Genomic DNA, 24,849 nt, shown 5'->3' on the forward strand with positions numbered 1-24,849 from the left:
AGAAATGAGAACAGTACAATTAAAAAGAAATAAAAATTCTGATTGGCAATATCTATCAGAAGATATTAAGCTAAAAGAACCTTTAGTTCTTGTTTTTGGTAATAGATTTTTATTAGAAGATAAAAACATTTTTAAAGAAGTTAAATCTATTTTTAATGATGGACATATTGTATTCGGTTCAACATCAGGGGATATAACTTCTCAGTCAGTAGATGATGAAAGTATTACTATAACCGCAATCGAATTAGAAAAAAGTAATTTTATAATAAAAACGACAAATGTTTTAGATGCAGATGTAGATAGTTTTGCTGTAGGCAAAAAAATAATTAGTCAATTACCTCAAGAAGGGTTGAAGCATGTATTTATAATTTCTGAAGGAAGTTTTATAAACGGTAGCCAACTGACTAAAGGTATGAATGCAGCAACACAAGATAATTTACTTATAACAGGAGCTTTATGTGCTGATGCTGCAAGATTTGAAAAAACAATAGCTTCTTATAATGAAAACCCTAAATCGGGAGAAATAATTGCAATCGGTTTATACGGAGAATCTCTAGAAGTTACTTTTTCTATTAATGGAGGTTGGACACCTTTTGGACCAGAAAGAATTGTAACTAAATCTAAAGGAAATATATTATATGAATTAGACAATTTACCAGCATTAGATCTATATAAGAAATATTTAGGAGAGAAATCTAAAGAATTACCAGGAGCAGCTTTATTATATCCATTAAATGTTAAATCTAAAGAAGATAATAACTCTATTGTTAGAACCATAATAAATATTGATGAAGAGGAGAATTCTATGATATTGGCTGGTGATATTTTTGAAGATTCTAGTGTTCAATTGATGATGACTAATGTAGATAACATTGTAAATGCAGCAGAAAAGGCAGCTATCAATGCTTCTGAGTTTAGAAAAAAAGAACCAGAATTAGCCATTTTGGTTAGTTGTATTGGTAGAAAATTGGTTTTAGACCAAAGGGTAGAAGAAGAAGTAGAAGAAGTAATGGAAGTTATAGGAAACTCAACAACAATTACTGGTTTATATTCTTATGGGGAAATAGCTCCTTTTATAGGGGAAAATAACTGTCAATTGCATAATCAAACTATGACAATTACATTAATTAGCGAATAATGAATTCTCTTTTACAAAGACAAATAAGAAAGTTTATACCAGAAGATTTACAATCTGATGGTCGTTTAGACGATTTTTTTGAGGCAATAGATAGCTCTTATACAACATCAGAAGAGCAATTTATAATGCTACAAAGAGCAACAGCAATTAGTTCTGATGAGCTTTATAAAGCAAATGAACAATTAAAAAAAGAAACAGAATCTCAGAAAAAAGTAATTTTAAAATTAGAGAGTGTTATTGATAGGTTACAGATTTATGATTTAAAAGAAGATCGTCCAATAGAAAGTTCAGATTCTTTAAAATTAGTAGATTTTATTGATAATCAGACAAAAGAAATTATACGTATAAATCAACAGAAAGATAGACTTTTAAAGAATTTAGAGCGTCAGAATGAAGAATTAAAAGATTACACACACATGTTCTCTCATGATTTAAGATCTCCTTTACAAAGTGTGGAAGCTTTAACTACTTGGTTACAAGAAGATTATTTAGACCTTATAGATGAAAGCGGTAATGAAAAATTAGAGCTCATTAGAGAAAATGTAGAAAGAATGGATATACTTGTTAAAGGTATATTAGAGTACTCTAAAATAGGAAGTAATTTTGGTGATTTATGTGATGTAGATATAGATGCAATAGTAAAAGATGAAATTATAACTAATTTAGATAAAATAGATAATGTTTCTTTTAAAATTGATGAAAAATTACCAATAGTAAGAGGAGATAAATTTAGGTTTAAAAAATTATTTTCACATTTAATTGATAATGCAATTAAATTTAATGATAAAAAAGAAATTACTATTGAAATTGGATTTAAAGAAGAAGCTGATTTTTGGAAGTTTTATATAAAAGATAACGGTAAGGGAATAAAAGAGAGATATTTTGATAAAATTTTTGTAGCTTTTCAGAAGTTAGAAGATGATTATTTATCATCAGGAATTGGTTTATCCATTGTAAAAAAAATAGTTACCCTATATAAAGGAGAAATTTATTTAGAATCTATACCAAATGTGGAAACAACTTTTTATTTTAGCATAAAAAAAATAAAATGGAAAAACCTAACCTAGATTACATAAACCAATTAGCAGGTGGTGATGAATCTATTAAAAATGAATTAGTAAATGTTATAAAAACTGAATTCCCTGGAGAGAAGGAAGACTACTATAATTTTTTAAAAAATAGAGAATTTAAAAAAATTGAAGAAAATGTCCATAAAATTAAACATAAAATTAGTATTTTAGGCCTCGAAAAGAGCTATGGAATAGCTAATGAGTTTGAACATAATCTTCGAGAACTAAGTTTAGAAGGGCTAGAAGATTTTGAAAAAATTTTAAAAGCAATTTCAGACTATATAGAAACTATATAAGTTTTATGAATTGTATTATTATTGACGATGAAAAAATGGCTAGGGTTATTATTAAAACCCTTTGTAATCAAATAGAATCCTTAAATATATTAGAGGAGTTTTCTAATGCCATTGATGCTATAAAATATTTAATAGATGTTAAAGTAGATTTAATATTTTTAGATATTCATATGCCTGGTTTTACAGGTGTAGACTTTATTAAAGCATTAAAATCACCACCTAAAATAATTTTTACTACATCAGACCCTAAATTTGCTCTAGAAGCTTTCGAATATGATTTTATTGTAGATTATTTATTAAAACCAATAGAGTTATCACGTTTTAAAGTGGCTATTGAAAGAGCAGAGAAGAAAGAAGTTTCTAAAGAAACCCTACCAGAGAAGAAATCTACAAACAAAGATATTGAAAACGATTTTTATGTAAATATAGATCGTAGGTTAATAAAAATTGATGTTCCTAGTATTTACTTAGTGGAAGCTAAAGGAGATTATATCAAAATAAAAACTGAAGATAAAGACTATATAGTTCATTCTACACTTAAAAAAGTTGAAGAAAAATTACCAGATTCTTTATTTTTAAAAATACATCGTTCTTATATTATTAATATTAAAAAGATTATCGATATTGAAGATAATAGCGTTCTAATAAAGAAAGATGTAATTCCTGTTAGTAGATCTAAAAGACCTATGTTAATGAAACGTTTAGATTTACTTTAACAAGAGACTTTATCTGTAAAATATAGGCATTTCATCTACAGTAAATGTCTCTAAAACGAAAAACGATATACTTTTTTCTATCTGATGTGTACTTTTGAAGTATAAATCTAACAATATGAAAAAAGTAATACTTCTTCTAACTATTATAATTTCTACAACTATAAATGCACAAACATTTTCTACTTCTTTAGAAGATAAAAAAATTGAAGAAGTAAATTTAGAATTTTCTTTAAAGTCTTCTACTTTAATAATTACTGAAGATAAAACTGAAATAAATAAAGAACTACTAGTAGAAGTTAATAAAATAGAATTTTCTGAAGCATTAGTTTATAATATCTATAAGAAGTTACTTTCTAAACGTCGTAAGATTATGTATTGTTAATATTAAGTATTTAAAATGTTAACAAATATAAAAAAGTAATATTTTATAAATTTTAATTGTACTTTACGTTGTATTCTTATCTGAATTATTTTTAGTTTAAGAGCTTTATCTAAGTTTTTATGCAATTCGTCGATACTTATTTGTTTTTCATCTAATATTTATAATATTTTCTCTATTTGATGTCTATTTTTGCCATGCAAACTCAACTACATGAAAAAACTATTATTTCTTTTTACAATTATAATTTCTACAACAATAAATGCACAAACTAGCATTAATTCAGAAAAAGAAAGTAAAATAGAGGTATTAAATTCAGATTCAGATGTAAGTTCAGAATCTTTTATAGAAAATTTTCCTACATTAGATTTGTTATTTGATGAGGATAACATTTTATATTTAGAAGAAAACAAAACAGAAATAATAGCTTATAGTGTATATAAAAAAATACTTTCTAAACGAAGAAAAATTATGTATTGTTAATTATACGATATATTAGTCTTTAAATAAAATTTAAAACATAAGGTAAAAGAGAAATCTTTTACCTTATGTTTTTTTTTATAAACTTCTAAATATTAAAACCAGAATTTGGTTAACAGTATTATTAATTTTATTTGGCAATATTTTTTTAATCAAAGTTTTTTTATAACAATTAATGTTTTTCTTTAAAAGCTTTATCTAAAGATTAGAAACACTTCATCTACAGTTAAAGTGTACAGAACGAAAAAGGGTATATTTTTTTCGATTTCAAAACTATCTTTGAAGTATAAATCTAATATCATGAAAAAAATATTACTTCTTTTAATAATCACAATTTCAACAACTATTAATGCACAAACGGTTAATAGTATAGTAGAAGATAACAAAATTGAAGTAGTAAATTCTGAAGTTAAATTAGATTCTTCAATAGAAAATTATCCATTATTAAATTTAGATATTCAATCTTCAGAAAATGAATCATTTAAAATGGAAGAAAATAAAATTGAAATTTTTTCGACAGTAGCTTATAATGTTTACAAAAAGCTCCTTTCTAGACGTTCTAAAATAATGTATTGTTAATAATAAGTTTTGTTAGGAATTACTTAATAACTAGTTTTTAATAGCGTTTATATATAAGGTAAAGGAGAAATCTTTTACCTTATTTTTTTATATAAAGGTTTGTCTAATTAAACTATTTAAAGCTTAATCATTAGGTATAATAGAAAGATATTATTTAAACAGTAAGGTCTTTAAAATAGCTGTTCAACGATATATCTCTTTAATCAAAGTTTTTTTATAACGATTAATGTTTTTCTTTAAATGCTTTATCTAAAGATTAGAAACACTTCATCTACAGTTAAAGTGTACAGAACGAAAAAGGGGATATTTTTTTAGATTTCAAAACTATCTTTGAAGTATAAATCTAATATCATGAAAAAAATATTACTTCTTTTAATAATCACAATTTCAACAACTATTAATGCACAAACGGTTAATAGTACAGTAGAAGATAACAAAATTGAAGTAGTAAATTCTGAAGTTAAATTAGATTCTTCAACAGAAAATTATCCATTGTTAAATTTAGAGATTCAATCTGTAGAAAATGAATCATTTCAAATGGAAGAAAATAAAATTGAATTTTTTTCGACAGTAGCTTATAATGTTTACAAAAAGCTCCTTTCTAGACGCTCTAAAATAATGTATTGTTAATAATAAGTTTGGTTAGTAATTATCCAATAATTAGTTTTTAATAGCGTTTATATATAAGGTAAAAGAGAAATCTTTTACCTTATATTTTTATATAAAGGTTTGTCTAAAAAGATCCATTTAAAACGTAAACCAAATTCTGTGTAAGTAAAACCAGAGGCAACTGCAGATGCTATATTACTCTGTAGGCCATATATATTTATGATACTTCTTTCAGAGAATCTATATCCAATTTTTCCTTGTATTCTATAAGTACTTTGTTTCTCTTCATCTTCTATATATTGAAAACCAGTTGCTGCTGTTAAACCATAGAACCATTCCTTATTTTTAGCTGCATTTTCATCCTTTATAAGATCTATAAATATTTCTGCTGCATTAAATTTACTAGGGCTAAAGTATGTTTCTGGAACTTGAAGTTTAAACGAAATATTTTGATAATTTAAACCACCTTTTAAAGAAGGTTTACTTAAGATATTATAATATAACGAGGTAAATAAAAGGTTTCTAGCGTTATCATCACTTTGAAAAGTATAATAGTATTGTGTAAACCAACCTAGATTAAAATTAGTATTTAGACTATAATTTAAAATAAGATTATTTTGTACAATTTCTTCATTTAATAAGGCTGCATTAAAGCTTTGAATATCTCTCTTATAACCCACTTCTAAATTTTGAAGCTTAAAAGGTTTAATATTTAATGAAATATCTGTTATAAATTGATTGTATTTGTTCTCATCAGAATTAGAAGAAGTAACACCAAAAGTACTTTTTAAAGTTAAGTTGTTTAATAATTGATAAGAAACACCTAATAATAGATTGTTTGTAGTAGCTTTTAAATCTGTAATACTATTGGATGTAGTTCGGTGATTATAATTAGCTAATACTTTAAATTTTGTAGAAAACGGAATTTCTGAGTTTGCTGTATAAGAGTATGCTTCATTATCTCCATTATCATAAGAGTAAGATGCATTTGTTTCTATATTTGGAGTAAAACTTAAATCTAATTGCTTTATAAAATTAGAAGCATCTTTCTGATTGTCATAAAAGTTTAATGTATTTTCTGCACTTTTATAAGCATCATTATAATAACCAGAAGCTTTTAATGCATTAGCTTTCCCTAAATTACCATCAAAAGAAGCACTATCTTTTTTTAATATTAAATTATAGTCACTCAAACTTTTTTTGAAATCACTTTTATAGATATTAAGTGTTGCTCTTAAAGATAACATCCAATTTTCTGGATCTTCACTATCATTTAATAATTCATTAATTTTAGTCTCTGCTTCTGTATATTTTTTATTCCAGATTAAAGCTTGAATATTACGTTCTATTGTTTGATTTTTTAAAGTTTCAGTAGTATTTTGATCAATGTTTTTCAAAGCTTTTTCACTGAAAGCTAAAGCAGTTTTATCATTACTATCTAAATGATACGCTAAAGAGATTCCATTTAAAGAAATTAGTTTGTTATCAGGGTTTTCTCCAATAGTTTTGTAGGTATTTTTAGCTTTTTCTACTTGATTAGATATTAAATAAAGATTGGCAAGGTTTAATAATGTTTCTTTATCATTATTAAAAGTCTTTAAATTTTCTTTTAATAGTTCTTCTGCTACATCGTATTCTCTAGTCTGTACTCTAGCATTAGTTAAACCTAACCTCATATACTTTTTTGAAACTAGGGCATTTGGATTTCCAGGAAGTACAGCTAAAGCTTTATCAACATTAATTAAAGCATCATCGTATTCCTTTAAGTTAGATAAAGTATTTGCATAGCCTAACAAAGCAGCAAAACTTTTATTATTTTCTTTTAGTAACTTCTGGTAATATTTTTTTGCTGCCGGATAATTTTCACTCCATAGTAAAGATTCTGCATAATTTAGCTTTACTTCAAAATCATTTGGAAAATCTTTTAATAAGTTTGTGAAAATTGCAACAGCTTTTTCTGAACTTCCATTTAAACCAACAGCTCTACCGTAACAAAGTCTGGCAGTTTTATTGGTAGGGTATTCTTTTAATATTTTATTAAAAAAAACTTCTGCTTTTGCATATTTACCTGTTTCTAAATATGTAAAACCTTCTTTCATATTTTGTCCAGAAATTTGGAAACTGAAAAAAAGAAAGAAAAAAAGAGTAGAATATAGTACTTTCATAGGGAATTGCTTTTAATTGCAAGTTAAGCATTAGTATTTTATCACTTAACTATATAATGCTGTTTTTCAACGATAATTAAAGTTATTTTTAACAACACTGTCTGATATTTGTTTCTAGTTATTAAAAGTTTTTGTAAATTTTAACATTTAATAATTTAGAGCCTCAATTTTTAAAAATTTATAACTAAATTAAACACGTGTAAATAGCCTAAACAAAATTAAGAAATAAGATGCCCTCAATTATTCGATTTGTAAAAAATAGTATTAAACCAGAACAATTATTTATGTTAAGTGTTCTTTTAGTCAACGGAGGTAATTATCTATACAACCTGATTTTAGGAAGAGTTTTAGGACCAGAAAAATTTGCTGATGCTGCAATATTAATTACGTTTTTGTTAGTGCTTTCTTTTGTTGCTATGACGTTTCAGCTAGTAACAGCTAAATTTTCAGTTTTATTTGAAGATTCTATTTTTAGTGGTTTTGTTTCTAAAATATATAAAAATGCTTTATTTACAGGTGTTTTTTTAGGTGTTTTAATTATTGTTTTTTCTTATCAATTACAGCATTTCTTTAAAACAACATCTTCCACAATGTTTCTTATTTTTGGTTTAGGAGTGCCGTTTTATTTTTTAATGAGTGTAAATAGAGGTGTTTTTCAAGGAAAACAGGAACTAAAATCATTGTCAATAACATATCAATCAGAAATGATTAGTCGTTTGTTATTAACATTTTTATTATTATATCTTTTAGATATAGACTCTTCTTTAATTATTGCAATTGGTATTTTTTGTTCTTTTATTTTTGGATTAATACCTTTTAAAAGAGACAATTTATCTCTATTTAATCCCTTTAAATTAGAAGAAGATAATAAGAAACTAGTAAAGAACTTTTTTATAATCACTGCGTTTTATGAATTGACACAAATTATTATAAATAATAGTGATATATTATTAGTTAAACATTATTTTGAGTCTTATGAAGCAGGATTGTATGCTTCATTAGCATTAATAGGTAGAGTTGTTTATTTTATTGCTTGGATGTTTGTAATGCTATTATTACCTAAAGTAGTTCAATTAAAAAAAGATGGTAAAGATACATTACCTATTCTTTTAAAATATGTAGCATATATTGGTCTTATTGCAGCAACAATTGTAGTTAGTTGTTTTCTTTTTCCGGATGCAATTATAAAAATACTATTTGGTAGCGATTATTTATCAGTATCCTCTTTATTATGGAAGTATGCTACCGCAACAGGTATTTTTGCTATCTCAAATATCTTTGCTTATTATTATTTATCTTTAGATAAATACATTCCGGTTGTTCTTTCTGGTATTTTTGGAATGTTGCAAATAGTATTAGTTGTGGTTTTTCATAACTCATTAGAACAAGTTGTTCATGTACAAATTATAGCAATGGTTATGTTATTAATTGTACAATTGAGTTTTTTCTTTTTTAAAAATTCAAAATCAACAATAAAAAATAAAGCTTAATAAAGTAAAACTTAAAATTAACAATCTAAATTTAGGTTGTAAAATAAAATTAATAATATGAAATTAGCTATTGTAACTGCATATCCTCCTAGTAAAGTAACATTAAACGAATACGCTTATCACTTAGTAAAAAGTTTTAGACAAAGTGAAAAAGTAACTGAGTTAATTTTATTAACTGATGAAACAAAAGGAGAAAAAGATGTTAATTTTACTGAGAATGGATGTAAAATAACTATTAAAGAATGTTGGAAGTTTAATAGTTATGGTAATACAACTAAAGTAATTAAGGCTTTAAATGAAACAAAACCAGATGCTATTTTGTATAACCTACAATTTATGAAGTTTGGAGATAAAAAAGTAGTAGCCGCATTAGGTTTAACTTTGCCTTTAATTTCTAAAATAAAAGGAATACCTACTATTGTTTTATTACATAATATTTTAGAACAAGTAGATTTAGGTAGTGCAGGTTTTACTACAAATAAATTAGCTCAAAAAATATACAATCTTATTGGTACAACATTAACTAAATTAATTTTAAAAGCAGATTTGGTAGCTGTTACTATGGATAAGTATGTTGTAACTTTAGAAGAAAAGTACAAGGTTGATAACGTAAAAATGATTCCACACGGTACTTTTGAAATACCAGATAGTCCTACTCAATTATTACCAGAAGGACCAAAGAAAATAATGGCTTTTGGTAAGTTTGGTACTTATAAAAAAGTAGAATCTATGATTGAAGCTGTAGAAATTGTAAGAAAAGAAACAGGTTTAGATTTAGAAATTGTAATTGCAGGTACAGATAACCCAAATGTACCAGGTTATTTAGATAATGCACAGGAAACTTATAAACATGTACCTCAATTAACATTTACGGGTTATGTAGAAGAAAATCAAGTAGAACCATTGTTTGTAGAAAGTGCAGTAGTTGTTTTTCCTTATACTTCTACAACTGGTAGTTCTGGAGTATTACACCAGGCAGGTAGTTATGGTAAAGCTGTTGTAATGCCAAATTTAGGAGATTTAACTACTTTAATTGAAGATGAAGGTTATAGAGGTGAGTTTTTTGAACCAGATAGTGTGCAAAGTTTAGCAGATGCAATTAAAGCTATTGTTACAAATGATGCTTATAGAATAGAATTAGGTGAAACCAATTATAAAGCAGCAACGGCGTATCCGATGGAGAGAATTACTAATATTTATTTAGAAGAATTTGATAAAATTATAGCAAAAAAGAAATAAATATTAGTTAGAGATATATTTATAAGATAACTTTTTCTCTCCTTTACTATTTATAAAACCAAATTTTTTCTGAGGATTTGTTCGCCAAGGAAGTCTACCTAAAACTTCTTTTGGTACAACATCAAAATCATATAAAGTCCAAGAGAAAAAAGGAACATCATTTTTTGTAAGGACTTTTTGTATTTCTTTATAATAATTTGCTTGCTCTTTTTCTGAACTAGAAAAAGGTTTCCAAAAACCACTGTAAGAAGATAAACCAAACTCTTGTAAAATAATAGGTTTGTCTTTAATTTTAGTTTTTAAATCTAAATATTCTTTTTCAAAATTAGTTATATCTTCATAATAATGGAAAGATACTACATCTACTTTATCTTTTAAAATTGTAGCACTTTTTGTATTAGACCAACCAATTGTAACAGGATGTTTTTTATCAATATCTTTAATTAAAATAATCATAAGGTCTAACCAAGCAGTCACATTTTCTTTTCCTCGAGATTCAAAATCTAAGTTAGGTTCATTTTTAACATCCCAAGTCAAAATAGCCTCATGATCTTTAAATGTATTAACTATTTTTTCTGCATGTCTTTGGTTTAAAGTCCAGTCTAAAACATCATAATTTCCATAAAAATCAAATAAAGTAACCACTACTTTTAAATCAAATTTTAAAGCAGCATCTAAAACTTTTTTTAGTTTTTCTAATTTTTCCCATTTTACATTTGCTTTACCAAAATCTTCATAGGGTACAAATATTCTGATTGAGTTTAAATTAGCATTTTTAATAATATTAAAATCTTTTTCAATAATATCAATATCAAATTCATCTCCATACATATTCCATGGAGTTGCTTGCGGATAATAATTAATACCTTTAATATCGGTGTAAGTTATAGGTGTTTTTTGAGAATGGTCTTCAAATTTTTTTGAAGATTCTTTAACCATATGTCTTATTCTCCAAAAACCATCTTCTAATAATAAAACATATTTATAATCTGTAACTTCGGTAGACTCTAGTATAAGTTTATCATCTTTAAAAACCTTTTTATATTCTATTGCATTTGTATCTTTTAAGACAATTAATTGACCATCTTCACTAAAAAATTCAATATCTAAATTGTGTTGTAAAGTAGTAGATTGTACAGATGTTCTGTTTAATTTGTTATAATCTAAAATATCATAAATATTTTTTCTTGCACTTTCTGTAAAATAGTCTTCTATACCAACTCTTGTATTGGTTTTGTATGCAATATGTTTTACATACCATGCGTCTATATAGTCATTTTGTACAGCATTCAATTTTTGCTGACTTATTTCTCTACCTTCATTACCATCTTCTTTCCAAGAAATTTTAGGTAAATATTGTTCTATTTTTTTTACCTCTGTATGTAGCATTTTACTTCTATCTGCACCTGTATTTAAAAAACTAAAAACAGAACTTACTAAAAATAATAGTACACCAGTTATCATTAAATAAGTTAACATTAAAACACCTCTAAGAATTCGTCTGTTTATTTTTACCATAGTTTAAAACTTTTAAATTCTTTTTTAATTCCTGCAGCTTCAATTGTTATTTGATATATGTCTTTTTCATAAATATTAGGGTCTAAATAAAAATTGGCAAAACCGTTGCTAGACTCTTTAAAAAGCTCGTCAATTAACACATTTTTTTTATAAATAGATAACTTAACGGACAATCCATCTGGTATAATTTGTCCCATAAAACTTTCTAATGGACCTATGTTAATTACTCTATTATTTTCTTTAAACGTAACAATATAATCATCAATAACTCTTTTATACTTAACAGTTATTGTATTACTTTCTGCTATGCCAATAAAGTAAGCTTTTATTTTCCAAATATCTTCAAAATCTGGATGTATAATTTTTGCATGAGCAACTCCATTTATAGTAGTGGCAGCTGTTTTTAAAATACCACCTTCTTTATTTGTAATATAAAACTCTATATAACTTCCATCACTAATAATGTTATTATTTTTATCTTTAATAATTGAGGTATAAAATGTGGTTATTTGATTTCCGTCTGCATATTCATGATTTCTATGTACAAAAATTTTAAAATTTGTAGCAATTGCAGGCATAATATTTACATCAAACTCTTTAGAGTTTAAACCATAAGATTCAGAAGAAATAATCATTCGTCCACTTTTTTTAGGAGAATAAATATTTTTATAACCAATTAATTTATTGGTTAAAATAGGTTCTCTTCTTTCTGATTTTAGAAATTGATGCTTTACAGTAACCTTACTATTATCTATTATTGGGTTATCTAAACTATCTGTTGGTATAACCACTAACATAGTATAATCTAAACCACCAGCATCTATACTAGGTGGCCCCAAATAAGTTTCTATTTTTGTTGGTTGCTGTTTAGGAGTAATAGAAATATTACCAGAAAGTATATTTTTACTACTATTAATTAAACTCCATGACAATAAGCCTCTTTTTTGTGATATAAAACTGGGTATTTTAAATTTGATTTTTTGATTTGATACAACAGGATCAATAATTGTAGAGCCATAACTATTAGAACAGTATAATTGAAAAATTGTGTCTTTTGTTACTTTAAATTCTAAGGTAATTTTATCACTTACCGTATATTCAGTCTTTGTTGATAATAAAGAGATAGGAGTTTCTTTGGTAATTGTTTCTTGAGATAGAAAAGAAACAGTTACAAGTTGAATAAAAAGCAGAAAAAAGGCTTGTTTTAATTTCATTATTTTGGATTACCGATATAAAAATTTAACTCTATTCTAACATAACTAAAAAGAGGATGATCTACTTTTTGTAATTTATCTATAGTATGATTTTTTATTCTATTTGGTATTATTTTAAAAGCAATATCTTTATTTGGTAAACCATTTACAAAACAAAAACTCATATCATCACTAATCGTTTTTATTTTTGGTTCTAATGGTATTGGGTAGTTAAAACGTAACTTTCTTTCTTGTCTAATACCTTCTTTTAAAAATAAATTATCTACCCAAATCATTTCTTTATTATCATTATAAAAAGTAATAATAACTTGTGGTACGGTTATTTCCTGTATACCGCTATTAAACAAAGTACCACTTATATTATTGGGGGTGATATTTACTTCACTCAAAACAATATCTTTATATAAATCTGAATTAGAAGTATTACCTGCAGCTTGCAAATTAAACTTTGTTGGTTGTTCACTTAACTCAATAGGTGTAAATTCATCTGGGTTAAAAGTATCTGGAATAGAATCTTGAGTTCTAGACCAAGCAATTCCTTCAAAATTGATTCTAAAAGCACTAATTTCTTTTGGCATTAGTTTATGTTTTAAAATATGTTTTGCATTATAGGTTGCTAATTCTTTGTCGTCATCATTATAAAGTGTTCCCTTTAAAACAACATCAGAAGGTACATTATCTATATTTTGTACTTCACCAACAATTGAATACCTTTTATTAAATTTAATCAATTTTGCAGAAACAATTTCTAAAACAGGTTGCTTTAAAACATCTTCATGATGGGTTTGTTCAGTTGTAATTCTTCTTCTTCCTTGGTTAAAATAACCTGTAGTATTTTTAGAATATAATTGATCTGGAGGTAGATCTATAGATTTTCTTGTCGGTTTTAAGTACCATTTTCCTTTTCTTTTAACAGTAGTTTTAAATTCTGTTTTTGTTAATTTCTCTAAAGGAGTAATCCATTTAGTTTCTACTTTTAAAGTAGTTAAACTATCCGTTTGCTTTATAACTTCAGAAGTAATTGCGTCTAACTTTGCATAAGAGCTTAATAGACCATCTGTAACTGATATTTCTAATAAGTATTGGGCAAGTGTAAGTTCGTCTTTTGGATCTATATAACTAAAACTTTTATTTAACTCTTTAAAATCTACTGCATCATAATATGCTTTTACAACATTTTCTGGAGATCTTTGTGTATCATTTTTAATATAAAACATATAGCAGCCATAAGAAATAGCAATTATTAATAATACCGCCCAAATATGGAAAGCTTTTAGAATAAATCTAGGAAACTTATTATAATCAACCTTAAATTTAAAGTAAACAGGTACTGCTTTTACTTTTGTTTTTAAGCCTCTAACAAACAAAGATTGAACGTTTAAAATAAAAGCAAAAAGTACGGTTAAAAAAGGAATAATTCCCCAAATTATTTTTACCCAAGCTGGTACATCTTCTTTTGGTAAAATAGAAGAAACAGGAGGTACATTTAGTTTTTCCCAAACCATAATACCATTTTCTAATTGTGATAAGCGTTGCCATCCGCAGAAAAATAAAACAGGATCATAAAATTTATCATTAGAAAAAATATATTTCAAATTATATTTTTCTGGAGTTGTTAAAAACTGTTGTAAAGAACCAATGCCTGCCACTCCTTTAAATTTAGAATTCTCTAAACGCTCAATTGGTCTTGTAGTTAACTCAGGTAGTCGTCTGGCAGAATGGTAGTTACCATCTACGCTCATGGCATTTGTTTGTGCAGATAACCAAGCCATTTGATCGCCAAAACCTAAGGTTAAAAACCTCCAATGATCATGAGAATCTTGACTCAAAAAATTGACAATAGGCAACATTTTTATTTTCTGAGGTTGAGATGGTCTAAAATACCCCAAACTCATGGTAAAAATTACCATAGAAACATATAATGTTGCCAGAATACCTCCTAAGAGTCTATGGTAAACTGCTCCAAATTTATTTTGAATTAATGTTTTTAAATCTCCTTCTACAAACCTATAGATAAATTCACCAAAAATAGGAATAGACATTATTGAAGCCCAAAGTGTAAATCTATCTAAAGTTAAAATATTAAAAGCAGTTTCTCCTAAAACTTTTATAGGAATAGGTGTTGTACCACCAGTACCTAAAACAACTAATACTGTAAAACAAATACCAAAAAACAAATATCTTTTACTGTAATATCTGTAAAAAATATAGGGTAAAATAAACAATAAAAGTCCCCAAGGAATTGTAAAGAAAACCAATCCAGAAGAGGTTACATCTAAAAAATTATCTCGAGATCCATGAGGTATGGGAACCTGAGTAATTGGATTTTTTTTAGAATTTAACCAATAAGGAAAAATACAGAATACAATAATTAATATCGCAGAAATACAAAAAATTAAGTTCTTTTTTAGTTGAGATACAAAAACCTTTAAAAATAAAGAAATTTTAATGTCTTTGTAAGAACCAGCTTTCTCACTGCAAATATCCATAATTACGGTACCAACTAATGGAAGAATAAAAAAGACCATTCCAAAAATAGGTGTAACATGATGAGAGGTAACTGTTACAGAAATAAGAGATATTGAAGTAAAAAAAAACTTGTACTTACCTGTTTTAAGCCATAAATAAATTTCTGGTAAAGAATGCATTAAAACAGAAACACCTATAATACTGGGTAATTGTCCAAAAACATGTAAAGTTTCTACAAAAGAAGAAGAAAAAACAGCTAAAAGTGATGAGTAACCAGCAACAGTTCTATTAGATGTTATTAATAAGGAATACCTATAAGACCCTGTGACAAAGAGTAAGATTGCTACTAAAGCAACTGTAAAAAGCCCAAATTTTAATCCACCAATTAGAGATAAAGCTCCAATAGTTTGGTGTACTAATGGTGGGTAACTTTGTACAGTAAAACCAGTGTACCATTTATAATTCCAAGGTTCAAACCAGCTACTAGCATAATGCTCTGCAAAAAATAAATGAATTAAAGCGTCATACGTTGTTTCGAGGGTAAAGAAAATTGAAGAACCATGAAATATTATAGCTAATAATATTGCAGAAATCAGGTATTTATTAGATTTTTCTTTCATTAATAATGGTTACGCTTATAATATGTAAATATAAATATTTTAGTATAGTTTTTTTTAACTTAAGTAAACTGCTTTTTATCTAAGTTTTCTTACCTTTAAAGCAAAGTAGAAAAAATAAAAAGAAATCTATATTATTTTTGATTTATAATTTTACAAATAAGCCCCTCTCATATGAAAATATTAGCAATTGATGATCAAAAATTAGTGTTAATCCCATTAGAAATTAGATTAAAAGAAATGGGATATGAAGTAATAACAGAAACTAATGCTAATAAAGGTATAGAATTATATGATTCTTTTCAACCAGATCTAGTAATCGTTGATATTAATATGCCAACGATATCTGGGTTAGAGATCGTTAAATATATTAGAGATGTAAAAAAATCTGATACACCAATTATGATTTTGTCTGGTAATACTGATGACGAAATGATTACTCAAGGTTTTGAGTTAGGTGTAAATGATTACATGAAAAAACCTTTAAGTTTAACAGAAGTAGGTTTAAGAACAAAAAGGTTAATTGGAGCACCAGAGAATATGGATGTTACAAAAAAATACTCAAACACAATTATTCAAGAAAGATGTGTAGGGGTTGTAATACCTTGTTATAATGAAGAAGAAAGGTTATTAAGTAAAGAGTTTACAGATTATATAGATCAACATACAGGGTATCATTTATGTTTTGTTAATGATGGTAGTAAAGATAATACATTAAAAGTATTAAATAATTTAAGAAAAGGAAGAGAAGATTTTATTACAGTATATGATTGTGAAAAAAATGGAGGTAAGGCAGAAGCTGTAAGACAAGGTATGTTATATATGTCTAAACAAGAAGATTTAGATTATATAGGTTTTTTAGATGCTGATTTATCTACAGATTTAGAAGATTTTGATGATTTAGTTAAAACTATAGAAAATAATTCTAACTACATGATAGTTAGTGGATCTAGGATTAGTAGAATGGGAGCTAATATCACTAAAGAATCTGCTAGAAAAGTAATTAGTATGACTATTAATTATATTATTAGAAGTATTTTAAAAATGGATTTTAAAGATACACAATGTGGTGCAAAAATTTTTCATAAAGATGTTATTGATATTTCTTTTGGAGACAAATTTGTAACTCAGTGGATTTTTGATGTTGAAATTTTTAGAAGAGTAACTCGTTATTATGGTTTAGAAAAAGCAAAAGAAATCTTATGCGAACAACCTTTAAAAAGGTGGATTCATGCAGATGGATCTAAGTTATCTATGAAAGATTCAGTAAAAATTGTTGGACAATTAGGGCAAATTGCATGGCATTATAAAGGAGGTAATAAAAAATAAAAATTTAATTTATAAAATAGAAATTAGCTTATCTGTACCATGACTAGCTAGGTCTTTAATAATTTTTAGTTTTTTAAAATTATTTTCAGAAACAGATGGTTTAGGGTCTATAAAATAAATAGGAGTATCGGGTTTTATATAGTCAATTAAACTAGCAGCTGGATACACTTGCATAGATGTACCTATTATTACTAATATATCTGCTTTTCTAGTTATTTCTATTGCTTTATCTAACATCGGTACCATTTCTCCGAACCAAACAATATGAGGTCTTAATTGTGACTTTTTTTCACAGAAATCACCTATAATTAAATCTTTATTCCAATTTAAAACAATATTTTCATCAATAGAACTTCTTGCTTTTAAAAGTTCTCCATGTAAATGAGTAACATTTTTACTTCCAGCTCTTTCATGTAAATCATCAACATTTTGAGTGATAATTTCTACGTCATAAGAATTTTCTAAATCGACTAAATTAAAATGAGCTTTGTTTGGTTCTACTTCTAATAGTTGTTTTCTACGTTGATTGTAAAACTCTAAAACTAATTCTGGGTTAGTAGCAAAACCTTCTGGTGTGGCTACTTCCATAACATCATGTCCTTCCCATAATCCATTTGCATCTCTAAAGGTACTGATTCCGCTTTCTGCAGAAATTCCTGCTCCTGTTAAAACAACTAATTTTTTCATTTTTTAAATTATTTGAGTATTATATAAAAGCTTCGTTTGAGTTAAAAATAATAATAAAATGCTAATTTTGTAAGTATGATTGATCATAAATTATTAAAATATTTTGAAGGTTACTTAACTGATAATAGAAAAAACCTTTTTAAAAAGGTTTTAGAAGATAGAACTAGACATTTTGCTGTTGTATTAGAAGATATTTTTCAACCTCATAATGCAAGTGCAGTTGTTAGAACAACAGATATTTTTGGTGTACAAGATGTACATGCAATAGAAAATAAATATATAAATAAGGTTTCTAGACATGTTGCAAAAGGATCGCAAAAATGGATAACTTCTAAACGTTATAAAACTGATGGAAATAACACAAAAATATGCTTAGATAATTTAAAGAAAAAAGGATATCAAATTATAGCAACAACACCTCATAATGATTCTTGTTTATTACAAGATTTTGATATTACAAAAAAATCTGCATTTGTATTTGGGGTAGAAGCAGAAGGAGTTTCAGATTATGTAAAAGAACAAGCAGATGGTTTTTTAAAAATACCAATGGTAGGTTTTACAGAGAGTTTAAATATTTCTGTAGCAGCTGCAATTATTTTACAAGATGTTACTACAAGATTAAGAAACTCTAATGTTAATTGGCAATTAACAAAGCAAGAAAAAGAAATTTTATATTTTGATTGGGTTAAGAAAACGATAAAAAATGTAGATAAAATTGAAGCACATTATTTTGATAATTTAAAAGTATAATTATGGGTGATAAAATTGCACACTATATTTTAAAAAATGAAAAATTGCGTAAAGAGCTAGAGTTGTTACGTTCTGTTTTTTCTGATTTACCTGTTATAGAAACAATTAAATGGGGTGCACCAACTTATGTTTTTCAAGAAAAAAAAATTGTAGGTTTGGCAGCTTTTAAAAAATATTGTGGTTTGTGATTTTTTCAGGGAACATTGCTAAAAGATAAACATAAAGTATTTTTAAATGCTCAAGAAGGTAAAACGAAAGCAATGTTGCAATGGCGTTTTTATGCTTTAGAAGAAATTAATGTTTCATTAATAAAAGAATATGTAATTGAAACAATTGAAAACATAAAATTAGGTAAAGAAATAAAACCTAACAAAACAAAAAAAGAATTAATTATTCCTGAAGAATTTTTGGATGAAATGTCTTCTAATGAAGAATTAAAAGATAAATATAACTCTTTAACAAATGGTAAACAAAGAGAATATGCAGATTATATTTCTGAAGCAAAAAGAGAAATTACAAAACAAAAAAGGCTTCAAAAAATTATTCCAAATAGGCTTGTATGATAAATACAAAAACTGCTAGTTAATTCATAATAATTTTTTCTATTGTAGCTGTAGAATCGCAACGTTTTACTAAAAGACTAATTTTTTCTAATTCTTTTTTACCAGTAATATAGTAATCTGCACAAGGTTTTTGTCTTGGATTTCCTTTACTAAAATCAACATCTCCATTATATAAAATAGTTGATATTTTTAAAGTATCAATATCAAAATTTTCCATTGTGTTTTTTGCATCATCAGAAAATAAACGTTCTCTAATTCTAATGGTTTTTAATGTTCTTGCATCTGGACCATAATCAAAAGTTGCTTGTTTTTTTTGCCAAAAAAAATAAACACCTATAGAACCTAATGATAATCCTATTAAATAATAACCAATTCTTTTAATTAACATGAGAAAAATTTGAATTGCAAATTTAGCTTTTTTATTTAATTCTAAACTATTTTCTTATAAGAGAAAAATGAGACCTAAATACAGCTTGTTGTCCATCTTTGGTGTATTTTAATAAAAACCAATAATCTGTATTTTGCATTTTACTTCCATTATTATTTAAACCATCCCATCCAGATCCACTAGTTTTAATAGAATCAATTAGTTTTCCGTATCTATCATAAATTTCAATTGTAGCAGTTAAATCATTTTTTAAATCATTGATATTCCAGGTATCATTAACTCCATCTCCATTTGGAGTGAAAAATCTTTGATAGTCTAATGCTATAAGTTCTAAGATAACATCAGAACAAGTTCCTGATAGATCTCTTATTGTAACATTATATGTACCAGGTAGTATATTATCAAATTCATTAGAGGTTTGAAAATCTCCATTGTCTATTGCATAAACATATTCTCCTGCACCTTCACTTACGGTATTTATTTCTATAGAATAGGTGTCAGAAAAATTATTGGATAAAATATTTAGTTCAAATTTAGGACTAGATCCCTCTACAATAACGTCAATGGTATTGTAATTACAATCAGAATTACTACTAGGATTTATTACAGTTGCTTCTATTGTATAGGTTCCTGGGGTTGTAGCCTCCCAACTAGGCGTAGAGGTAGAGTTTAATAACTGACCTTCTAAATACCATTTTATATTATAATAAGTGGAATCAGCTTTTGTGTCCATTATATAAGGATTGGTGATTGTATTATTATCTGGATTAATACAAATAGCTCCGTTCTCAATATCAAAATCTAGAAGAGGATAAACAGTTATTGAGATCGTATCGCTTACATAACAATCTGAATTTCCTTCAGGGTAAACTTTTACATAAATATCTCTTGTTCCTGATTCTGTAATTGTATATTCATTAAATTCATTAGGAGTTACCAAATCAGTAAAATATTCATCTCTATAGTATTCTACAACAACATCTGGAATTGAATAAGATGATAATGTAACAGAACCACATGATTCTTTGCTACTAAAGTTTATTGGTAAAGTATCTAAATTAGGTGTTGTATACATGGTTACTGTAAAAGAACTTTCATTTTGACAGTCAAATAAACTAGGGTCTTCTTTATAAATATAAATAGTTTGTGTTGTGCTAATGATTTCTCCTGCAGAAAGATGGATACCACCTCCTTTAGATTCTGTATAGTATTCACCAATATCTAAAACGGGTAGTGTATATGTGCTATCACAGGTTTTTACATCAGAAAGAATGTCTACTTGTGTTTCTAAAATATTTACTAAAAAAGATTTTTCATTATAGCAAGTTTCTATATCATCATCTTGATGATATATATAAACTGTTTGGGTTTCAATTAAAGGATCACCCGGAAATAATTCTATACCTGTTCCGTCTGGCCCACCAGGTTCTGTGTAAAATTGACCACCATATTCAAGTTCAGGTAAAGTATAAGTTTCACAACTATTTACTGTTAAATCAAAAACGGCAGGAATAATTGGTAATGGTTTAATTGTTACTGTAAAACTTGTTTCAGCATCACAAGATCCGATAGAGTTATAAATATAAATTGTTTGAGTTTCTTCTATAGTTTCTCCAGCTAATAATTCTATACCTGTTCCTTCTGGTCCTCCTGATTCTGTATAATATTTTCCATTTGTTAATTCAGGTAATGTAGGTAAATCATTTTCACAATTTATAAAGTCACTATCATTTAAACTATCTGCAACAGGTATATCATTAATGGTAATGTTTACCTCAAACCTTGTACAGTTTGTTCCTAGATTAATTTCGGGGACATAAAAATATACTGTTTGTGAAGATGTAATTTCAGTATCTGGAGGAATTATAGTTTGGTATGAATTATCGGTATAAAAATTACCATAACTAAAATCTGGAACTATGTAAGTACCACATGACTGAATATCTTTTTCAAAAGCATCAGGGTTTATAATTATTATTTGAAAAAAGCTACTATTTGTACAACCACTAACTGGGTCTATGCTATATCCGTAAAAACCTCTAGATTGTGTAAATACTTCACCTTCTAAAAATAATCTTCCCTCACCATTTTTAGCACTGTAATAATTACCATTTGTAATTTTAGGGAATGTATAGGAATAACAGGTAATTATAGTATCAAAAATATCTAAAGGAGGAAGTTCATTAATATTGATATCGAATGTTTTACTTATTGAGCAGTCTTCTGAATAAAAATAAACTGTTGTATTGCTTGTAAAAACTGTTCCTGAAGGAATTTCATCTACATAATTATCTTGAGTATAAAATTTACCTAAAGAAGTGTTAGGGATAATAAATTCGCCACATTGTTCTTCTTCTATTTCAAAATCGCTACCAAGGTTAACTGTAAAACTTGTTTCGTTAGAACAATTACCATTATCATTATAAATATATATTATACTTGTTGATGAAATTGTATCTCCTTCGTTTAGTTGAGAGCCACTACCACCTGTTTCTGTGTAATAATTACCATTAGTTATAGTTGGCAGTATATATTCTGAACATTCATAAACATCCTCTAAACTATCAACAGGCGGTAAAGGATAAATGTTGACATTAAAATTAACGATGTCAAAACAGTTTGTGTCATTATTTATTATTCTAGACCAAAGTGTAAAAGAGTTACTTGGGATTGAGTAATCTGTAGGGATTGTAATTTCATTGATGTTATTATTAGCATCATTTTCGGAAGTATAATAATTAATTGTGAACTCAGAGGAATTTAATCCGCTTAATATTTGGTCTTCAACATGTTCAGATATATTAAAAATAGTATCATCTGTACAAATTACTAGATCATCTGGTTTAGTTGCACTAAAACCAGTTATGGTTATATCATCAGATAATATACAAGTTCCGTTAGTAACTGTAAGAGAGTACGTCCCTGGTTCATTAACAGAAAGTGTTGGATCATTACTAAAATTAACATTATCTTTCTTCCATTGGAAGCTAAAACCATCTATACCAGAGAAATTTGAGTCTAATATAATTTCTTCTCCACCACACATTTCTTGGTCTTCTCCTAAATTTAAAAAACCATCAAAGCTACCGGCTTCAATAAAAACAGCAGAGTCAAAATCAGAATTTCCGTAATCAGCAATAACAAATGTTATTTTATAATCGTTATTTGGGATAACCGTTGCAGATGCATTTAAGATTTCAGTAAAACCTCTCATGTTTATGGTAGAGTTTTCATTTTCTACATTATATGTACTAAATAAATCTTCATTTTCATCTAGACAACTTAAGTTATTTAGACCAGACCTTATATTTTGAACAGAAATACTTTTGTCATTTGGTACAGTTGCAATATTGGTTGCTTCTCCTGTATTTAAGTTAGTTAGAAAAACAGCAAAAAGATCTCCTCCATCACATTGAAACTCTCCGTATTCATTGGATGCAAATACGTAATTGAAGTTTAAGTTTTCTCCTATTGGTGTAAATTCAAATTCAAAAAAAGCAGCATCTGTAATACTTGAATTTCTACCTTCGTTATTGCTTATTTCTTGTAAATCATTATTTCCGTTGCTCGAGTTCGTTGTGCTGAGGTTTTCACCGGTATATTGTCCTTCGGTTTTTTTTACATCTCCACTTCTAATGATAATACCTTCAAATATTGGGAAATTTCCTCCATTGTTATTAAAATACCCAACAGATTCATTAGAAGAAAAATTAGGATTAGAGTTAGGAATACAAGAATTACCTATAAGTTGTTCTAAAAGATTTTCTTCTGTATAAGTGTTATCCACACTTACTGTTTGTGAAAATAGGGAAGTGGAAATCACAAGAAAAAAGACAAAAATAAATGGCTTTACATAATTTATTTTTGTTGTTAAATGTGTCATAGCAATAATTAAATTTTTATACAAAAGTAATAAAGTAAATTAAACGAGGGAGTTGTGGTTAATTGTTTTAAATTAAATAATTAATAAATTGATGTCTCTAAAAGGCATGTCAAACCAATTAGCAACTGTTCTATTGGTTAAAATACCATGGTAAAAATACATTCCGTTTCGTAAACTTTTATCAAAACGAGCAGCGTTTTCAAAACCACCTTCTTCTGCAATATTTAATAAATAGGGAGTAAAAATATTACTAATAGAAAGTGATGCTGTTCTAGCATAGCGAGCTGGTATATTAGGTACGCAATAATGTACAACCCCATGTTTTACAAAAGTAGGTGTTTTATGCGTAGTAACATTAGAAGTTTCAAAACAACCACCTCTATCTATACTAACGTCAATTATTACAGACCCTTCTTTCATGGTTTCTACCATTTCTTCTGTAGCACAAATTGGCGATCTATTTTTACCTCTAATAGCACCAATGGCAACATCGCAACGCATTAAAGCTTTTGCTACAGATTTTGGTTGTAACGTAGAGGTGTAAATTGGTGAATTTAGTGATTGTTGTAATTTTCTTAGTTTGGTAATTGAATTATCAAAAACTTTAACTCTAGACCCTAACCCTAAAGCAGTTCTAGCCGCATGTTCACCAACTGTGCCTGCTCCAAAAATAACAATGCTAGATGGCGGTACGCCACCGATATTACCTAATAATAATCCATTACCTTTATTAATGCCACTCATTAATTCTGCAGCAATTAAAACAGAAGCAGTACCTGCAATTTCACTTAAAGATTTTACAATTGGGTACGTGTTATGTTCATCTTTTATATAATCGAAAGCAACGGCTGTAATTCTTTTTTTAGCTAAGTTTTCGAAATATGTTTTATTTTGAGTTTTTAACTGAAGAGAAGAAATTAAAATCGTTTGCGGATTCATGTATTCTATTTCCTTTTCTGTTGGCGGAGCTACTTTTAAAACTATTTTACATTTAAAAGCTTCTTCGGTATTGTAAGAAATTTTTGCACCAGCTTCAGAGTATTCTTTATCAGAATAGTTAGCATTTTCTCCTGCACCAGTTTCTACTACAATTCTATGTCCGTGAAAACATAAAGCAGAAACAGCATCTGGTGTTAAGCAAACTCGTTTTTCGCCTAAATATGTTTCTTTGGGCAAGCCTATAAATAGTTCTCCTTTTTGCTTTTTTATTTCTAGCATTTCTGTTTGTGGCAGTAACTCTTCTTTACTAAAAGGAGAAAATGAACTCATA

The 24,849-nt window shown here is 27.0% G+C and carries 22 protein-coding genes; 14 read left to right on the forward strand and 8 right to left on the reverse strand.

Annotated features, from left to right (window positions below; all coding sequences use genetic code 11):
- The first annotated feature begins 4 nt into the window (after positions 1–4).
- The 8 genes from ACJJVY_RS01345 to ACJJVY_RS01380 all read left to right on the forward strand — a co-directional run bounded on the left by ACJJVY_RS01345 (position 5) and on the right by ACJJVY_RS01380 (position 5,288).
- Positions 5–1,138: an FIST signal transduction protein gene (locus tag ACJJVY_RS01345; protein WP_405604357.1), complete on the forward strand. Its 1,134-nt coding sequence runs from the start codon at positions 5–7 to the stop codon at positions 1,136–1,138.
- On the forward strand, positions 1,138–2,205 hold the full coding sequence (locus tag ACJJVY_RS01350) for an ATP-binding protein (protein WP_405604359.1): 1,068 nt from the start codon (positions 1,138–1,140) through the stop codon (positions 2,203–2,205). Before ACJJVY_RS01345 ends, ACJJVY_RS01350 begins: the two co-directional genes overlap by 1 nt.
- Positions 2,187–2,504, forward strand: a complete 318-nt coding sequence (locus ACJJVY_RS01355) for an Hpt domain-containing protein (protein ID WP_405604361.1) — start codon at positions 2,187–2,189, stop codon at positions 2,502–2,504. The genes ACJJVY_RS01350 and ACJJVY_RS01355 overlap by 19 nt, the downstream gene beginning before the upstream one ends.
- 5 nt (positions 2,505–2,509) lie before the next feature.
- Positions 2,510–3,220, forward strand: coding sequence for a LytR/AlgR family response regulator transcription factor (locus ACJJVY_RS01360; protein WP_405604363.1), 711 nt, complete (start codon positions 2,510–2,512; stop codon positions 3,218–3,220).
- A 115-nt stretch (positions 3,221–3,335) separates the two neighbouring features.
- Positions 3,336–3,602 carry a hypothetical protein gene (locus ACJJVY_RS01365; RefSeq protein WP_405604365.1) on the forward strand — a complete coding sequence of 89 codons (267 nt, stop codon included), beginning with the start codon at positions 3,336–3,338 and terminating at the stop codon, positions 3,600–3,602.
- A gap of 210 nt (positions 3,603–3,812) precedes the next feature.
- On the forward strand, positions 3,813–4,082 hold the full coding sequence (locus ACJJVY_RS01370) for a hypothetical protein (RefSeq protein WP_405604367.1): 270 nt from the start codon (positions 3,813–3,815) through the stop codon (positions 4,080–4,082).
- 297 nt (positions 4,083–4,379) lie between these two features.
- Entirely contained in the window at positions 4,380–4,658 is a 279-nt protein-coding gene (locus ACJJVY_RS01375; protein WP_405604369.1) for a hypothetical protein, read from the forward strand.
- 351 nt (positions 4,659–5,009) lie between these two features.
- Complete coding sequence (locus ACJJVY_RS01380; RefSeq protein WP_405604371.1) at positions 5,010–5,288, forward strand: hypothetical protein; 279 nt, start codon at positions 5,010–5,012, stop codon at positions 5,286–5,288.
- Between the two features lie 74 nt (positions 5,289–5,362).
- Here the strand turns inward: ACJJVY_RS01380 and ACJJVY_RS01385 are convergent, their stop codons facing one another.
- Positions 5,363–7,432 (reverse strand): tetratricopeptide repeat protein, encoded by a 2,070-nt coding sequence (locus tag ACJJVY_RS01385; RefSeq protein WP_405604373.1) that lies wholly within the window; start codon positions 7,430–7,432, stop codon positions 5,363–5,365.
- A 230-nt stretch (positions 7,433–7,662) separates the two neighbouring features.
- Between ACJJVY_RS01385 and ACJJVY_RS01390 the strand changes: the two genes are divergently transcribed.
- Together ACJJVY_RS01390 and ACJJVY_RS01395 are read left to right on the forward strand one after the other, a co-directional pair.
- A complete protein-coding gene (locus ACJJVY_RS01390; RefSeq protein ID WP_405604375.1) occupies positions 7,663–8,922 on the forward strand; it encodes an oligosaccharide flippase family protein in 1,260 nt (419 codons plus the stop codon).
- Positions 8,923–8,979: 57 nt separating this feature from the next.
- On the forward strand, positions 8,980–10,161 hold the full coding sequence (locus ACJJVY_RS01395) for a glycosyltransferase (protein ID WP_405604377.1): 1,182 nt from the start codon (positions 8,980–8,982) through the stop codon (positions 10,159–10,161).
- A 3-nt stretch (positions 10,162–10,164) separates the two neighbouring features.
- On the opposite strand, the gene ACJJVY_RS01400 is transcribed toward ACJJVY_RS01395, so the two are convergent.
- Genes ACJJVY_RS01400 through ACJJVY_RS01410 form a run of 3 tightly spaced genes read right to left on the reverse strand, consistent with a single transcriptional unit; the run spans position 10,165 to position 15,982 of the window.
- On the reverse strand, positions 10,165–11,679 hold the full coding sequence (locus tag ACJJVY_RS01400) for a glycoside hydrolase family 2 TIM barrel-domain containing protein (RefSeq protein WP_405604379.1): 1,515 nt from the start codon (positions 11,677–11,679) through the stop codon (positions 10,165–10,167).
- The gene (locus ACJJVY_RS01405; protein ID WP_405604381.1) at positions 11,673–12,893 is read right to left on the reverse strand and encodes a hypothetical protein; all 1,221 of its coding nucleotides are present in this window, start codon (positions 12,891–12,893) and stop codon (positions 11,673–11,675) included. The genes ACJJVY_RS01400 and ACJJVY_RS01405 overlap by 7 nt, the downstream gene beginning before the upstream one ends.
- Positions 12,893–15,982, reverse strand: a complete 3,090-nt coding sequence (locus ACJJVY_RS01410; protein ID WP_405604383.1) for a hypothetical protein — start codon at positions 15,980–15,982, stop codon at positions 12,893–12,895. The genes ACJJVY_RS01405 and ACJJVY_RS01410 overlap by 1 nt, the downstream gene beginning before the upstream one ends.
- Before the next feature lie 171 nt (positions 15,983–16,153).
- Here ACJJVY_RS01410 and ACJJVY_RS01415 point away from each other — a divergent pair, with 171 nt between their 5' ends.
- Positions 16,154–17,308 (forward strand): response regulator, encoded by a 1,155-nt coding sequence (locus tag ACJJVY_RS01415; protein ID WP_405604385.1) that lies wholly within the window; start codon positions 16,154–16,156, stop codon positions 17,306–17,308.
- A 9-nt stretch (positions 17,309–17,317) separates the two neighbouring features.
- Here ACJJVY_RS01415 and ACJJVY_RS01420 read toward each other — a convergent pair whose 3' ends face one another.
- Positions 17,318–17,995 carry an SIR2 family NAD-dependent protein deacylase gene (locus ACJJVY_RS01420; RefSeq protein WP_405604387.1) on the reverse strand — a complete coding sequence of 226 codons (678 nt, stop codon included), beginning with the start codon at positions 17,993–17,995 and terminating at the stop codon, positions 17,318–17,320.
- Positions 17,996–18,070: 75 nt separating this feature from the next.
- Here ACJJVY_RS01420 and ACJJVY_RS01425 point away from each other — a divergent pair, with 75 nt between their 5' ends.
- Genes ACJJVY_RS01425 through ACJJVY_RS01435 form a run of 3 tightly spaced genes read left to right on the forward strand, consistent with a single transcriptional unit; the run spans position 18,071 to position 19,308 of the window.
- On the forward strand, positions 18,071–18,745 hold the full coding sequence (locus ACJJVY_RS01425) for a TrmH family RNA methyltransferase (RefSeq protein WP_405604389.1): 675 nt from the start codon (positions 18,071–18,073) through the stop codon (positions 18,743–18,745).
- Positions 18,746–18,747: 2 nt separating this feature from the next.
- Entirely contained in the window at positions 18,748–18,933 is a 186-nt protein-coding gene (locus tag ACJJVY_RS01430) for a DUF1801 domain-containing protein (protein ID WP_405604391.1), read from the forward strand.
- Positions 18,934–18,948: 15 nt separating this feature from the next.
- Positions 18,949–19,308 (forward strand): YdeI family protein, encoded by a 360-nt coding sequence (locus ACJJVY_RS01435; protein WP_405604393.1) that lies wholly within the window; start codon positions 18,949–18,951, stop codon positions 19,306–19,308.
- A 19-nt stretch (positions 19,309–19,327) separates the two neighbouring features.
- On the opposite strand, the gene ACJJVY_RS01440 is transcribed toward ACJJVY_RS01435, so the two are convergent.
- The 3 genes from ACJJVY_RS01440 to ACJJVY_RS01450 all read right to left on the reverse strand — a co-directional run bounded on the left by ACJJVY_RS01440 (position 19,328) and on the right by ACJJVY_RS01450 (position 24,848).
- Complete coding sequence (locus ACJJVY_RS01440) at positions 19,328–19,696, reverse strand: DUF4258 domain-containing protein (RefSeq protein ID WP_405604395.1); 369 nt, start codon at positions 19,694–19,696, stop codon at positions 19,328–19,330.
- Positions 19,697–19,742: 46 nt separating this feature from the next.
- On the reverse strand, positions 19,743–23,483 hold the full coding sequence (locus ACJJVY_RS01445; protein ID WP_405604397.1) for a choice-of-anchor L domain-containing protein: 3,741 nt from the start codon (positions 23,481–23,483) through the stop codon (positions 19,743–19,745).
- A gap of 168 nt (positions 23,484–23,651) precedes the next feature.
- The gene (locus ACJJVY_RS01450) at positions 23,652–24,848 is read right to left on the reverse strand and encodes an alanine dehydrogenase (protein WP_405604399.1); all 1,197 of its coding nucleotides are present in this window, start codon (positions 24,846–24,848) and stop codon (positions 23,652–23,654) included.
- Between the last annotated feature and the right edge of the window lies 1 nt (position 24,849).

Source organism: Polaribacter sp. Asnod1-A03, assembly GCF_045063585.1.
GTDB lineage: Bacteria > Bacteroidota > Bacteroidia > Flavobacteriales > Flavobacteriaceae > Polaribacter.